We start from the raw sequence: 15,450 nt of genomic DNA, 5'->3' as shown, positions 1-15,450 counted from the left end.
ACGAGGGACGGGCTCATGCACGCCATGCATGCCGAGCATTCACCCGTTTGATTGGTGCCACGAACGCGAAGGGCGCAGATTCGCGAGCGTCATTCCTCCACCCAGGAAGCGCCACATGCGTCCCCTCTCCACCCTCTGCTTGTCCCTCTGTCTCTCCCTGCTCTCGCTCGCCTGCGGCGACGGCAACCCACCCGGACCCGGTACGCCCCCCTCGGACTCGTCGCGCTGGACCGGGCTCGCTCCCCTCCAGAACGGCCCGCGTCAGGAGCACGGCGTCGTCGCGCTCGGCGGCAAGGTCTACGTCATCGCCGGTGTCGATACGGCGAACACGGGGCGCGTCTCCGTCTACGATCCCCCCTCCAATACCTGGTCCGAGGCCGCTCCCCTGCCCCTGCCGATGAACCATCCGAACATCGCGGTGGTGGGTGAGAAGATCTACGTCGTCGGCGGCATGGTCAGCGACTTCCCCTGGACGGCCGTCGGCAACGTGTTCGAGTTCGATCCTCGGACGAACCTCTGGACGGAGCTGGCTCCCATGCCCGCGGGCACGGAGCGCGGCAGCGCGGCCGTCGGCGTGAGTGGCACGAAGATCTACCTCGCGGGCGGGCTGCGTTCGCTCGCACCCGAGTTCCAGGACACGGTGGCGACCTTCTCGTCGTACGACGTCGCCCAGGACACCTGGGAGGCCCTGCCAAACCTGCCCGAGCCGCGCGATCACGTCGGCGGCGCCGTCGTGGACGGCACGTTCTACGTGCTCGGTGGGCGAGCCAACGGCGTCGAGAACGTCAAGGGCACCGTCTTCGCGTACAACCTCTCGACGGGGACCTGGTCGTCGCGCGCGATGATGCCAACCCCTCGCGGCGGGGTCGCCGCGGCCGCGGTCGGCACGAAGATCTACGTCATCGGCGGCGAGGGCAACCCGGCCCCGGGCTCCCTGGGCGTCTACGCTGACACCGAGGCCTATGACACCGTGAGCGACTCCTGGCAGGTGCTCGCGCCCATGCCGACGCCGCGCCACGGGACTGGCGCGGCCACCATCGGCTCGACCATCTACGTCCCGGGCGGCGCGGTGCAGACGCGGCTCGGGCCGGGCGTCGCCAACGAGGCGTTCACGCCCTGATTGCCCGAGGAGCGTCCCTCCCTCTCCTTAGAGCGTCCCGCCGGGACCGGCCGACGCGGACGCCTCGTGGCCGATGCGCGAGTGCTTGTGGCCATAACCGAAGTAGAGGACGAGGCCGAGCGCCATCCACACCACGAGCCGCAGCCAGGTCGGCAGGCCCAGGCCCAGCATGAGGCTGCCGCACGTGAGGATGCCGAGCGCGGGCACCAGCGGCACGAAAGGCGTGCGGAAGGGCCGGTGCAGCTCCGGCCGCCGGTAGCGCAGCACGAGCACGCCCGCGCACACGACGATGAAGGCGAACAGGGTGCCGATGGACACCAGCTCTCCCAACAGGCCGATGGGGAACAACCCCGCCACCGCCATGGCCACGCCCCCCGTGATGAGGGAGGCGACATGGGGCGTCTGGAATCGCGGGTGCATGTGGCCGAAGAAAGCAGGCAGCAGACCGTCACGAGACATCGCGTAGAAGATGCGCGCCTGGCCCATCAGCATGACGAGCACCACCGAGGCCAGTCCGGCGATGGCTCCCAGGCTCACGATGGGCCGCAGCCACCCCAGCGAGGGCCCCGCCCTGGCGATGGCCACGTACACCGGCTCGGCGACGTTGAGGGTGTGGTAGGGCGCCAGCCCCGTCATCACCAGTGACATCAGCATGTACAGCAGCGTGCAGACGGCGAGCGCTCCCAGGATGCCCACGGGCAGATCCTTCTGGGGATGGCGCGTCTCCTGCGCGGCCGTGGAGACGGCATCGAAGCCGATATAGGCGAAGAAGATGACGCCCGCCCCCGCCAGCACCCCGCTCCAGCCGAACTGACCGAAGGTGCCCGTGTTCTCCGGGATGAAGGGCTTCCAGTTGGCGGGCTCCACATGGGGCGCGCCAAAGCCAATGACGAGCAGCACCACCGCCAGCTTCAGGAAGACGATGATGTTGTTGGCGCGGGCCGACTCGCGGATGCCCGTGATGAGCAGCAGGGTCATCACCCCCACCAGCACCACGGCGGGCAGGTTGATGAGGGCCCCCGTGGCATGGGGGAGGTGCCCTCCTGGCGCCACGTCGAACGGAGCGTTCACCAGTGCATGTGGCAACTCGATGTGCAGGTGGTCACGCAGGAAGGAGGTGAAGTACCCGGACCAGCCCACCGCCACCGCCGACGAGGCGAAGAGGTACTCGAGCATGAGATCCCACCCGATGAGCCACGCGACCAGCTCGCCCATCGTGGCGTACCCATAGGTGTACGCGCTCCCGGCGACCGGAATCATCGCCGCGAACTCGGCGTAGCACAGCCCGGCGAACAGGCAGCCCACCCCCGCCAGCACGAAGGACAAGATGATGGCGGGCCCCGAGTGCTGGGCCGCCACCGTGCCCGTCACCACGAAGATGCCCGCGCCAATGATCGCGCCCACTCCCAGCATCACCAGGTTGAGGCCGTTGAGCGAGCGACGCAGTCCCTGCCCATCACCTTCCTCTTGCTGTAATTGCGCGATGCTCTTCTTCGACCAGATTCCCATGGGCGGCAGTGAACGCGACCCTCCTCGCCTCAGCAACAACGGCCCACGGAGCGCTCTCCGATTATCCGCTGGAGAGCGAATGCCGCCCCGCGTCGAGTGAATCCCCTCGTGGCGGACGAAGCCCTCACGTTGTAGTCATCGCCTCATGCCCATTCGCTACCGCAATCCGGTGTACGACGCCTACTTCGCGGATCCCTTCGTCCTGCGGGTCGGGGAGGGCTATGTCGCCTACGGCACCGGCCGGGTGGTCGACGGGCGCGCCTTCGAGGTGCTCACCTCCTCCGATCTCGTCACCTGGCGCAGCGTGGGGGGCGCCCTCGAGCTGCTGCCCCCGGAGCTGGGCGGCGACTATTGGGCGCCCGAAGTCGCCGAGGCGGATGGCCGCTGGTGGATGTACTACTCCGTGGGCCATGGGGACGTCGGCCACCACCTGCGCGTCGCCGTCGCCGATCACCCGACGGGCCCGTTCGTCGACCAGGGCGTCAACCTCTCCCCGGACGAGCGCTTCGCCATCGACGCGAGCCCCTTCCGGGACGAGGACGGCACCTGGTACCTCTTCCACGCCCGGGACGTGCTCGAGGGCGATCGGGTCGGCACCATGCTCGCCGTGGACGTGCTCGACGGCATGACCCGGCTGCGCGGGCAGTCCCGCACCATCCTGCGGCCCAGTGACGACTGGCAGGTGTTCCTGCGCCAGCGGAAGATGTACGGGCAGCTCTACGACTGGCACACGCTCGAAGGCCCATTCGTCCGCAAGTACGGGGGCCGCTATTACTGCTTCTACTCCGGCGGCGCCTGGCTGGAGCCCACGTACGGCGTCGCCTACGCCGTGGCCGATCACCCGCTCGGGCCCTGGGTCGAGCCGACCGGCGCCCCTCCGCTGCTGCGGACCGTGACGGACCGGGTGATCGGCCCCGGGCACAACTGCGTGGTCACCGGCCCCGACGGGCAGGACGTCATCGTCTACCATGCGTGGAATCCAGAGCGGACGGCTCGCCGGATGTGCATCGATCCCATCCTGTGGAGCCCGGACGGCCCCCGCGTGCTCGGGCCATCCTTCACGCCGACCTGGCTCCCCCGCTCGGACGAATGAGCGGGAGGCGAGAGCCCAGCGGCCACGGGGACAACGTGTCCCACGGGCCGAAGCAAGTCCTGTCACATCCAACGCCCGGGGACCTCCACCCATCGCGGCCATCGAGGGCCGCTCCTCGTGCATGGCAGAGGGGATGGCCTGGCGCTGCTCGTCGGAGGATGAGGCCCCCCTGCCCGCTCAGCGACTGGGGTGCCTTCCGCGCCCCGACAACCCTGGCCAGGCCCTCCTGACAAGACGGAGGGCCTTCGAAGGAGCGAGCAACCTGCCGCTCCTGGAGACTCTCACCGAATGTCCTCGCACGAACACGACTCCCGCGAGAACCCGTGGTTTACAGAGTGGAGGATGAGCACCCTGGCTGGTACTTGACGTCAACGAAGTCACCTCCCAGCGGAATGAGCCAGAATCCCCCAGACTCCCAGGCGCCCGCCACCACTGCGACTGCGGAAGTGTTCGCGGGCGGCGGGCAGATGGGCGCGCTCATGCGCACCATCGACTGGTCGCGCACGGAACTTGGACCCGTGGACACCTGGCCCTCCGCCCTGCGCACCATGGTGGGCGTGGTGCTGGGCAGCCGCTTCCCCATGTTGATGTGGTGGGGAGAGCATCTGGTCCAGCTCTACAACGATGGCTACCGGCCCATCCTGGGAGACAAGCACCCCGCGTCCATGGGCGCGCCGGGCGCGGAAGTCTGGAGGGAGATATGGTCCACGATCGGTCCCATGGCCGAGAGCGTCCTCCGGGGCGGCCCCGCCACCTGGTCCGAGCACCTGCTGCTGCTCATGAACCGCAAGGGCTTCTTCGAGGAGACCTACTTCACCTTCTCGTACAGCCCCATTCCCGATGAAGCCGGAGGGCGAGGCGGCGTCCTCGTCACCGTCCAGGAGACGAGCAGTCAGGTGCTGGGAGAACGGCGGCTGTACACCCTGCAGCGAATGGCGGCGGACTCGTTCCAGGCCCGGAGCGTGGAGCAGGCCGCACGGCTGGCGATGCACGCGCTCGACGGCAACCCGAATGATCTACCCTTCTCGCTTCTGTACCTGTGCGACGCGGAGGGCAGACATGCGTCGCGGGTGGCGGCCCGGGGACTCCGGGAGGAGGGCCTCTCCACGCTCCCGCCCGTGCTGGACCTGGCCACCGCCCAAGAGGATTGGCCCGTGCACGAAGTCTTCACCACGCACCAACCCGTCCAGGTGGCGCCACTGCCCCAGCGCCTGCTCCCGGCGCTCGCGGGTGAGGGCCCCCTGGTGCCCACCCGGGCCCTCGTGCTGCCCGTGGAGGGCGAGACCGGACAGTTCCCGGCGGGCTTTCTCGTGGTGGGCCTGAGCCCCCGGCTCGAATTCGACGACCAGTACCAGGGCTTCCTGCGGCTCGTGGCGAGCCACCTGTCCACCGCCCTCGCCCACGCACGCGCCTACGAGGAGCAGAAGAAGCGCGCGGAGGCCCTCGCCGAGCTGGACCGGGCCAAGACGGCCTTCTTCAGCAACGTCAGCCACGAGTTCCGCACGCCCCTGACGCTGATGCTCGGCCCGCTGGAAGACTTGCTGGCCACGGGCCGGCTGCCGGACGAGGCACGACAGACGCTCGAGCTCGTCCACCGCAATGGCCTGCGCCTGTTCAAGCTGGTCAACACGCTCCTGGACTTCAGCCGCATCGAGGCGGGCCGCGTTCAGGCCAGCTACCAGCCCACGGACCTCTCCGTCCTCACCGCGGGGCTCGCCAGCGCCTTCGACTCGGCCATGGAGAAGGCGGGACTGCGCCTCCGGGTGGAGTGCGAGCCCCTGCCAGAGCCCATCTGGGTGGACCGGGAGATGTGGGAGAAGGTTGTCCTCAACCTCATCTCCAATGCGTTCAAGTTCACTTTCGAGGGGGAGATCGCCGTGCGCCTGCGCTGGCGGGGCGATCACGTGGAGCTGTGCGTGAGTGACACCGGCACGGGCATCCCCCCCGAGGAGCAGTCACGCATCTTCGAGCGCTTCCACCAGGTGCGGGGCGCGCGGGGCCGCAGCCACGAGGGCAGCGGCATCGGCCTGTCGCTGGTGCGCGAGCTCGTCAAGCTGCACGGCGGCGGCATGCGCGTGGACAGCACGCCGGGCCAGGGCAGCACCTTCACCGTGTGCATTCCCACCGGCTCCGCCCACCTGCCGCGTGAGCGGCTCGAGTCCTCACGCCCACGGGAGTCGACCGGACTCGGCGCGACGCCCTTCCTCGACGAGGCCTCGAGCTGGCTCGCCTCCCCTCCCCCTGCCCCCGTGCATGCGTCCACCGCGCCGGAGGCGCCCCCCGGGCGAGGCCTGGCCCCGGGCGGCCACATCCTGCTCGCCGACGACAACGTGGACATGCGCGACTACGTGCGCCGTCTCCTGGAGATGCGCTTCACGGTCGAGGCGGTGGCGGATGGACGGGCGGCGCTCGCGGCGATCCGGGCGCGGCCGCCGGACCTCGTGCTCTCGGACGTGATGATGCCGGGGCTGGATGGCCTGGGCCTGCTGCGTGCGCTCCGGGCGGACCCCAGCACCGCGACCCTTCCCATCATCCTCCTGTCCGCGCGCGCCGGCGAGGAGGCCACGGTGGAAGGCATCCAGTCCGGAGCGGATGACTACCTCGTGAAGCCCTTCAGCGCCCGCGAGCTGCTGGCGCGCGTGGAAGGCGCCCTGCGTCTGGCGCGCGAGCGGGCCGAGCGCGAGCGGTTGGCCCTGGATCGCGCCGAGTTCGAGCAGCACCTCATCGGCATCGTCAGCCATGACCTGCGCAACCCCCTGGCCGCCATCACCCTGACGGCCACGACGCTGCTGCGCGGCACGGTGCTGGAGGAGCGGCAGAGCAAGTCGCTCGGGCGCATCTTCTCGTCGGCGGAGCGCGCCAACCGGATGATCCGGGATCTGCTCGACTTCACCAAGGCCCGCCTGGGTGGGGGCCTGCCCATCCACCCCGCGCCCCTCGACTCCCATGCCCTCGGCCGACAGGTGGTGGACGAGCTCCAGGTCGCCCACCCCGATCGCGTCATCCTGCTCGAGCAGCGCGGCGACGGTCAGGCCCATTGGGATGGGGACCGGATGGCCCAGGTGCTCACCAACCTCATCGGCAATGCCCTGCACTACAGTGCCCCCGGAACCTCCGTCCAGGTGATGGTCCACGGAGAAGCGGAGACCGTCGTGTTCGAGGTGCACAACGAGGGCCCTCCCATTCCGGAGGAGCTGCTGCCCCGGCTCTTCCAGCCCATGCAGCGCGGAGAGAAGGCGGGGGACAACGCGAGCCGCAACGTGGGGCTGGGGCTCTACATCGTGGACCACATCGTGCGGGCGCATGGCGGCACCATCGAGGTCCGCTCGCGCGTGGGCGAGGGAACCACCTTCCGGGTGCGCCTGCCCCGCATGGCCCCGATGTCCCCCGCCCAGGAAGGAACACCCCCATGAGCGACACGGACACGGTGCTCGCGGGTGGAGGCGAGATGGGCGCGATCCTGCGCTCCCTGGACTGGAGCCGCACGCCGCTGGGTCCCGTCGAGGGCTGGCCCGCGTCCCTGCGCACCTTGGTCAGCACCATGCTCGGCTCGCCCTATCCCATCGCGCTGTGCTGGGGGCCCGAGTACGTCATGATGTACAACGACGCCTTCCGTCCCCTGCTCGGAAGCAAGCACCCCGCCTCCGTCGGTGTGCCCGCGCGGCAGGCGCTCGCCGAGGCGTGGGACATGCTGGAACCCATGCTCGAGGGGGCGAGGACCACCTGGACCCCATGCTACATGCGGGACCTGTGCGTCTTCCTGGAGCGCCGGGGCTTCGCGGAGGAGTGCTTCTTCACCTGGTCCTATATCCCGACTCGCGACGAGACCGGGCGCTTCGTGGCCATCTTCACCATCGCGAGCGAGACGACGCGCCAGGTGCTCGGCGACCGGCGCTTCAAGACGATCCGCGAGCTGTCCATCCGCACCTCGCTCGACAAGAAGGAGGAGGACGTCTTCCGCTCCCTGGAGCAGGTGCTCGCCCAGGCCGGCGCGGACGTGCCCTTCGCGCTGCTCTACGCGGTGGAGACGGACAAGGCCCGGCTCGTCGCCAGCACGAGCGTGGAGCGTGGCGGAAGGGCCGCTCCGGTGCAGCTGGCGCTCGCGGAGAATGCGCCCTGGCCCCTGAACGAGGCCCTGCGCTCGGGCCGCGAGGTGCTCGTCGAGGACCTGGGCTCGCGCTTCGGAGCGCTGCCCGGAGGACCCTGGCCCGAGCCGACGACCCGCGCGCTGCTGCTCCCCATGTCCCTGGGCTCGAGCGGAGGCGCCGACGCGGTGCTCGTGGTGGGGCTCAGCCCCCGGCTGCCCCTGGATGAGGGCTACCGCGACTTCCTGCAACTGCTCGCGCGGCAGGTGGCGGCGGACGCGGCCCGCGCCCGGGCCTACGAACAGGAGAAGCGGCGCGCCGAGCAGCTCGCGGAGCTGGACCGGGCCAAGACGGCCTTCTTCAGCAACGTCAGCCACGAGTTCCGCACGCCCCTGACGCTGATGCTCGGCCCGCTCGAGGACGCGCTCGCCGACACGGAGGAAACCCTGACCTCCCGCCAGCGCGAGCGCCTGTCGCTCGTGCACCGCAGCGGAATGCGCCTCTTCAAGCTCGTCAACAGCCTGCTGGACTTCTCCCGGCTGGAGGCGGGCCGGGCGAAGGTGGCCTTCCAGCCCACGGATCTCCCGGCCTTCACCGCCGAGCTCGTGAGCCACTTCGAGTCGGCCGCCCGGCGCGCGGGGCTCCTGCTCACCGTGGACCTGCGGGAGATCGCCGAGCCCGTCTGGTTGGATCGCGAGGCCTGGGAGAAGGTCGTCTTCAACCTGCTGTCCAATGCGCTCAAGTACACCTTCGAGGGAGGCATCACGGTCAGTCTGCGCATGGAGGGCGCCGAGGCCGTCCTGCGGGTGCGCGACACCGGCACCGGCATTCCCGAGCAGGCCCTGCCCCATATCTTCGAGCGCTTCCAACGGGTGGAGGGCGCGCGCGCGCGCAGCCACGAGGGCAGCGGCATCGGGCTCGCCCTGGTGCAGGAGCTCGTCAAGCTGCACGGTGGAAGCGTCCACGCGCGCAGCGTCCTCGGCGAGGGCAGCACCTTCTCCGTCCACCTGCCCCTGGGCACCGCCCACCTTCCCAACGAGCGCGTGCTCGCGGAGGAAGAGGCCGGAGCGACGGCGGCACGCGCCGAGCCCTACGTCGACGAGGCGTTGGGCTGGATGCGCTCGGAAGCGGACTCGCGGCGAGAGCAGCCCTCCGCCCCCACCGGCCCCCGGGCCCGCGTGCTCGTCGTGGACGACAACGCGGACATGCGCGCCTACGTCACGGGGTTGCTGCACCCCACCTTCGAGGTGGTAGCCGTGGGGGACGGCGCCCGGGCCCTGGCGTTGATGCGGGCCCACCCACCGGACATCATCCTCTCGGATGTGATGATGCCCCGGCTGGGCGGCTTCGGCCTGCTGCGCGAGGTGCGGGCGACGGAGTCCCTCAAGACCGTGCCCTTCATCCTGCTGTCCGCCCGCGCGGGTGAGGAGGCCTCCGTCGAGGGGCTCGAGGCCGGTGCGGACGACTACCTGGTGAAGCCCTTCAGCGCGCGGGAGTTGCTGGCACGGGTGCAGTCCCACCTGGAGCTGGCGCGCATGCGCCGGAAAGCCGCGGCGCACGAGGCCCGCGAGGTGGGCCTGCGAGAAGCCGTCCACGCGCGTGACGACTTCCTGTCGGTGGCGAGCCATGAGCTCAAGACGCCCCTGGCCGCCTTGCGACTTCAACTCGAGAGCCTGGAGCGGACGCTGCCCGGCGAGGTGCGGGCGCTCGTGAGCGAGCGGCTCTTCGCGGTGCGCCGGCAGATCCAACGGCTCGCGGGCCTCGTCGAGACGATGCTGGACGTGTCCCTGGTGGCCGCGGGCCGGTTGAAATTGAAGCTGGAGCCGGTGAATCTGGCCGTGCTCGTCGCGGACGGCGTCGCGCAGATGCGCGAGGAACTGGCGCGGCAGGAGTGCCCCCTCTCGCTCGAGTCGGAGGCGAGCCTGCCCGGCCGGCTCGACGTCACCCGCCTGGGGCAGCTCTTGCGCAACCTCCTGTCGAACGCGGCCCGGTATGGCGCGGGCAAGCCGGTGCAGGTGCGGCTGCGCCGGGAGGGACGCCACGCCCGCCTGGACGTGGTGGACCACGGCATGGGCGTGAAGCCCGAGCACCAGGAGCGCATCTTCAACCGCTTCGAGCGCGCCGTCTCCGCGCGTCACTTCGGGGGCCTGGGTCTGGGGTTGTGGGTGTCGCGCCAGGTGGTCGAGGCGCACGGGGGCTCCATCTCCGTGACGGACACGCCCGGAGGCGGAGCGACCTTCACGGTGGAACTGCCACTTCTCGAGGGATGAGGAGCCTTTACGGCATCGAGCCCATGACCGAAGCTGACGCGAATGGCGAAATACACGGTCAAGCTCTCCAAGGCGCCACGCGGTCATGAGGTTCCTCCGCTGCTCGAGGACGTCGGCGACTGGATGGGTCAGCAGCTCCACGGAACGCTGGGCTGGTTCGATGCGCTCGTGGCCGAGGCCATTCCGAAGGAGTGGAACCCCGAGAAGGCGGACCGGCTTCGCCGCGACGCCTTCGCGTTCCTGAGTCTTCCCGACGGTTCGCTGCTCGCGCTCGTGAACACCGGAGCCAAGGCTCCGCACGCGGTGGCGCTGCTCGGTTCGGAGGGCGAGGCGCGGACGGTAGCGAACAGCCTCGAGGAGTTCCTGCTCCTATGGTCTCGGGGGGAGACGGAGATCGCCGAGCTCGACGACGAAGAGGGGGCGTCCGGGCGGAAGGCACTGGCTTCGTGGCTGAAAGCGAAGAAGGTCAAGGCGCCGAAGGCGAAGGACTTCGATTTCGCGGCCTGGCTCGACGGCGACGCCGCGCTCCCTCCCCCGGCGGAGGCGCCGGCCGTTGCCGAACACACGTTCGCGCCGACCCCGGTGATGAAGAAGCTCGGCCCGAAGACGCAGCGGCTGGCGTCACTCCTCGGACGGCGCGCGGATGCCCCCGAGGTCATCGCCTACGTGACCGGGGTGCTCGGCAAGAAGGTTCCACCGTCCACCAGCGAGAACAACGACTCGGTGAACGTCGAGGCGGCGAAGCACGGCGTCGAACTCGTCTTCTCTCACGACATCCTGAACGATGCCTTTCCGCCGATCCCGAAGACATCCAAGACGTTCATCCCCTACGTCTGCTCCGCGTGGGTGAGGGCGGGGATCGGCGAGAATGTCCTGGACGTGCCGTGGAAGGTGACCACGGAAGCGGAGATCACCCGGTTGCTCGGCCCGCCCACCGGTCGCCAGGCCGCCTTCGCGGACGAGGATGAACTCACCGTCGCCTACTGGACCTGGCCGCTCGACACCGCGGGGCACGTGTGGCTCGAGTTGTCGTTCGAGGAGTCCCTCACGGTCACCCTCGCCGTGAAGAGCGCGGGCGCGCTCGTGCGGTATCCAGACGTCACGACCGGGCTCTTCGTCGGTTACGCCGTGACACGAGGCTTGCTCGACACCTCGCGGTTCCCGGCGCATCGTGCGCTGCTCGCGGCGGTCGAGACACGCGAGGCGAAGGGGTCGGAGTTCGTGAAGCAGGCGCTTGCGCGTGGCCTCTGGGATGACCACCTCCGCGATGTGCCGGGGCTGCACGAAGTGGCATGGCGCTGGTTCCACAACATGAACGGTCTCTGGATTACGGCCGACCTCAAGAAGACGTTCGGAAAGCGCGCGGGCCCATTCGGTCACGACGAGCCGAAGCTCGATGACGACAGCTGGGACGCCGTCGACAAGGCGGCTCCACTGCTCGACAAGCGCTTCGCGGCGTGGATTGCGAAATAGACGAGTCTCGATCGCCCCATGGTGGGAGGCAGGCAGGCATCGAGTGAAGCGCATCGGCAGGCAAGAGGTGGAGCCACCGCGCGCAACGCGGCCCTCCCCCCTTCCCAAGGAGCCTCCGCCCTCCCGTGGCCTCTTCCGTCGCTTGTCGGGCCCGCGGAACACTTCCAGATTCGTGGGGGTGAAATCCAACACTCTCCACGAGGCCCATCATGGCAATCACTAGCTCCAACATCGGTTCAGGCACGACTCCGCAACGAAGCATGTCGGGACTCTGGGGGGGTCCCTTCGTCATGGGTCTGTTGATCACCCTGCTTGGCATCGTGGCGCTGGGCGCGGTGGTGGTCACCAGCGTCGCCTCGGTCATCTTCTTCGGCTCCATGCTGGTGGTGGCGGGGGTCTTCGAAATCGTCCACGCCTTCCGCGTCCGCAAGACGGGCCCCTTCCTGATGTTCCTGCTGGGAGGCGTCCTCTCCATCGTGGTGGGAGCGATGCTCCTCTCACGGCCGGGTTCCGGGCTGGTGGCGATGACACTGCTGCTGGCCGGGTACTTCTTCGCCAGCGGGCTCTTCCGGGGCATCACCTCCCTCGTCGACCGCTACGCGGGGTGGGGCTGGGACTTCGCCTACGGCATCGTGTCCGTAGTGCTGGGCGTCAGCATCTCCACCCAGATGCCCGCTTCCACCCTGTGGGCGTTGGGGCTCGTGGTGGGCGTGGAAATCCTCAGCCGCGGCATCTCCATCATGGCGGGTGCGCTCGCGGTGCGCGGGGCGATGCAACGCCTCGCCCACCCATGACTTCCGGTGTGAACGAGCCTCTCTGAACTTTCATCGGAGCGACAATGAACGCTCCCCTGAAGGTCATATCGGGATCCAAGGGATTTCCCTATCCATGCGTTGCGGCAAGAGCATCCCGCTGGCTTGCCGCTTCCGCGGTTCCACCGTATCGGGGGGGTTCCTTCAATGAGCAGCGAAAAGTTCTCAACCCAGGAGCAGCAGGCGATTGGCGAGTCTCTCAAGGAGCGCATCACGGATGCGGTCCGCGAGCGTGTCGTGTCAGCTCTCGAGGATGGTCTCGGTGACGAGATTCGCGAGCGCGTCGGCGAGGCGCTGCGCTGCGCGCAAGCCGAGCGCTCGCCGCTGATGCAGGAACAGCCCGTTCTGCTCGACCCCGAGAACATCTCGGACGCCATCCACAAGCGCCTCTCCGAGGCCATCCGCGATCGCATCAGCTCCGGCGTGCACGAGCGCGTGCGTGAGGTCCTCAAGGATCGGCTGGGGGAGGCCCTGCGCACCGCGCTGGTCGAGCACTGGATGATCGCCCAGCAGGGCTATGGCCAGGTCGACCCCGAGCGCCTCGCGGAGAAGGTCCGCAACCGTCTCGAGGATGCGCTGCGGGAGCGGATCGGCTCCGTCGTACGCGAGCGTGTCCGCGAGGCGCTCCGAGAGCAGTTGGCGGACGCGCTGCGCTCCGCGGTGGCCGAGCGCCGGATGGGGCCGCAGGGCTTCGGCCAGGTCGACCCCGAGCGTCTCGCGGACGCCATCCGCGGACGCCTGGCCGATGAACTCCACGAGCGGCTCGCCTACGCCGTGCGCGAGCGCGTGCGCGAGGCGCTCAAGGAGCGGCTGGCGGACGCGCTGCGCTCCGCGGTGGCCGAGCGCCGGATGGGGCCGCAGGGCCTCGGCCAGGTCGACCCCGAGCGCCTCGCGGACACCATTCGCGAGCGCATCGTGGAGGGGATCCGCGAGAAGGTCCACACCGCCCTGCGCGAGCGCGTCCGTGAAGCGCTCCGGGAGCGGTTGGCGGACGCGCTGCGCTCCGCGATGGCCGAGCGCCGGATGGGGCCGCAGGGCAATGGCCAGCTCCAGCCCGAGCGCCTCGCGGACGCCCTTCGTGGACGCCTGGTCGACGCCCTCCACGAGCGGCTCGCGCGCAACCTCCGCGAGCAGTTGGAAGAGGTGCTCCGGGAGCGGCTGACCGATTCGCTCCGCGACGTGCTGGGCGGGGCTCAGCAACCAGGCATGGGTGAGCCCTGGATGGGCGCCCAGCCCGGCTTCGGTCAGATCGACACCGAGCGCATCGTGAGCGCCATCCGCGAGAGGGTCGGCGAGGAGATCCGCGCGCGCGTGGCGGAGACGGTCGGTGAGCGCGTAGGCGAGGCGGTCCGCCGGGAGCTGAGGAGCAGCGCCCAGCATCCACAGGCCTGACCCGCACCACCTCTGACGGGAGCCAGAGGGTTATGACCGCTCACGCTTGTCGATGATGCGCGGTGACACCCCGCTCCTCGTGCGCCAGGAAGCCATGTCCTTCGTGGTGGGGGCACTGGCCCTGGCGCGGCCGGCCAGAGGGTCCTCGCGACAGTCGGCTCAAGGGCCGTAGACGGCCTTCAACTGGACGCCGGAGTAGTCCGAGTACCCCTTGAGCATCACGTAATAGGTGCCAGGAAGGGGGGAGCCTTCGTAGCAGCGCTCATAGGTCCCGCCGGCCAGGGAACGACAGTCGTAGTTGGACTCGTCGGGCCGCAGGTCCTTGCGGACGTACAGGTCGGCGTCACCCGACCCCCCTTCGGCGGTCACCTCCAGGTAGGACTTGCCGTCCGGCACCGTGATGGTCCAGTACCTGAACGAGCCCGTGGCGCCCGACAGGTTGAGGACCGCCTGGTTGTTCACCAGCACCCCGTTCCCGCCACCGCCGCTCGTGACATAGGTCCCTCGCAACGTCACCCCCGAGAGCGTCCCGGACGAGGACGCGTTGTAGACCCGCACATGCCAGGTGCCCGCCTGCGGGGACGTGAAGGTGCAGGTGGAGGTGCCCGACGTCGAGGCACAGTCATACGAGGACAGCGTCGGCGCGGAGCCCCGCTTCACATACAGGTGCGAGCTTGCTCCAGAGCCCCCGTAGCCCGAGAACGTGAGGCTGGTCGCCCCCGAGGGGACCTCGAGCGTGTAGTCGCAGGAGAAGGTGCTGGCGGGTGCCCCCACGTTGCTCACGGGCGTATTGTTGACGAGCGCGCTCGTGGTGGTGCAGCCGGGATACCCTGTCAGCGAATACAGGCCCGTCAGGCTCGCCCCGGAGAACGTGCCATAGCCATACAGCCGCGCGTAGTAGACGCCCGTGCGCGGCATGTCGATGGTGCAGACCTCATCCGTTCCATAGCCCGTCGACTTGCAGTCGTAGGTGGTGTCGTTCGGCGAGGAGCCGTAGCGCACGTACAGGTCCCCGTCCCCACTGCCCCCCGAGGAGACGAACGTGACGCGGGTCGACCCCGACGGGACATAGAAGCTGTAGATGCACGACCAGCTTCCCCCCGACACGCCGATGTTGTTCACCGGGACGCCGTTGGAGAGCGTCGTCGTGCTGGTGCAGCCCGCCGGACCGCTGGCGAGGAACGAACCGGTCAGGCTGAGCCCGGAGAACGCCTTACTGCCATAGACCTTCACGTGGTAGGTCCCCGCCTGGGCGGTGGGGATGTCGCAGGTCTCGTAGTTGGTGCTCCCATTGGCGATACAGTCATACACGCCCAGGGTCGGCTCGGAGCCGAACTTCACGTACAGGTCCCCATCCCCGGAACCACTGGTCGTGGTGAACTTGAGTTTGGTGGCCCCCGACGGAACACTCAGGGTGTAGTTGCAGGACCACTCGCCCGCCGAGGCACTGATATTCGTCACCGGGGTGCCGCTGACGAGGGTGCTCGGTCCCGTACAGCTCGAGGCGAGTGCCTGCACCTGCTCCGGGAGCGGCGAACCCTTCTCCGCCAGGGGCCCGGCCCCGTCCGTCGGCTCCTCGGGAGCCGACGTCTCGGGACCACACCCCACCAGGGCCAACGTGAGCCATGACGCCGTGAAAGCCTTCCGTGCAAAACGCTTCAAGGGATTCTCCTGACTCCAAGAACTGACTTCGTCT

The 15,450-nt window shown here is 69.2% G+C and carries 9 protein-coding genes; 7 read left to right on the top strand and 2 right to left on the bottom strand.

From position 1 onward, the window contains the following. Positions 1-115: 115 nt before the first annotated feature. Positions 116-1,120, top strand: coding sequence for a Kelch repeat-containing protein (locus D187_RS38840; RefSeq protein WP_002631443.1), 1,005 nt, complete (start codon positions 116-118; stop codon positions 1,118-1,120). 27 nt (positions 1,121-1,147) lie between these two features. Here the strand turns inward: D187_RS38840 and D187_RS38835 are convergent, their stop codons facing one another. Continuing rightward, entirely contained in the window at positions 1,148-2,629 is a 1,482-nt protein-coding gene (locus D187_RS38835) for an amino acid permease (protein ID WP_002631442.1), read from the bottom strand. Between the two features lie 145 nt (positions 2,630-2,774). Between D187_RS38835 and D187_RS38830 the strand changes: the two genes are divergently transcribed. The 6 genes from D187_RS38830 to D187_RS38805 all read left to right on the top strand — a co-directional run bounded on the left by D187_RS38830 (position 2,775) and on the right by D187_RS38805 (position 13,754). Then, positions 2,775-3,722: a glycoside hydrolase family 43 protein gene (locus tag D187_RS38830; RefSeq protein WP_002631441.1), complete on the top strand. Its 948-nt coding sequence runs from the start codon at positions 2,775-2,777 to the stop codon at positions 3,720-3,722. A gap of 392 nt (positions 3,723-4,114) precedes the next feature. Further along, on the top strand, positions 4,115-7,135 hold the full coding sequence (locus D187_RS38825) for a hybrid sensor histidine kinase/response regulator (RefSeq protein WP_245591931.1): 3,021 nt from the start codon (positions 4,115-4,117) through the stop codon (positions 7,133-7,135). Continuing rightward, a complete protein-coding gene (locus D187_RS38820; RefSeq protein ID WP_002631439.1) occupies positions 7,132-10,077 on the top strand; it encodes an ATP-binding protein in 2,946 nt (981 codons plus the stop codon). Before D187_RS38825 ends, D187_RS38820 begins: the two co-directional genes overlap by 4 nt. Positions 10,078-10,200: 123 nt before the next feature. Then, positions 10,201-11,550: a hypothetical protein gene (locus D187_RS51065; RefSeq protein WP_155893901.1), complete on the top strand. Its 1,350-nt coding sequence runs from the start codon at positions 10,201-10,203 to the stop codon at positions 11,548-11,550. A 260-nt stretch (positions 11,551-11,810) separates the two neighbouring features. Then, positions 11,811-12,344, top strand: a complete 534-nt coding sequence (locus D187_RS38810; protein WP_020918566.1) for an HdeD family acid-resistance protein — start codon at positions 11,811-11,813, stop codon at positions 12,342-12,344. A gap of 165 nt (positions 12,345-12,509) precedes the next feature. Further along, the gene (locus D187_RS38805; RefSeq protein ID WP_002631436.1) at positions 12,510-13,754 is read left to right on the top strand and encodes a DUF445 family protein; all 1,245 of its coding nucleotides are present in this window, start codon (positions 12,510-12,512) and stop codon (positions 13,752-13,754) included. A gap of 159 nt (positions 13,755-13,913) precedes the next feature. Here the strand turns inward: D187_RS38805 and D187_RS51060 are convergent, their stop codons facing one another. After that, a complete protein-coding gene (locus D187_RS51060) occupies positions 13,914-15,416 on the bottom strand; it encodes a PPC domain-containing protein (RefSeq protein WP_002631434.1) in 1,503 nt (500 codons plus the stop codon). Between the last annotated feature and the right edge of the window lie 34 nt (positions 15,417-15,450).

Source organism: Cystobacter fuscus DSM 2262, assembly GCF_000335475.2.
Taxonomy (GTDB): domain Bacteria; phylum Myxococcota; class Myxococcia; order Myxococcales; family Myxococcaceae; genus Cystobacter; species Cystobacter fuscus.
Note: the sequence above shows the minus strand (reverse complement) of the source record. Positions and strands in the feature narration are given on the sequence as shown.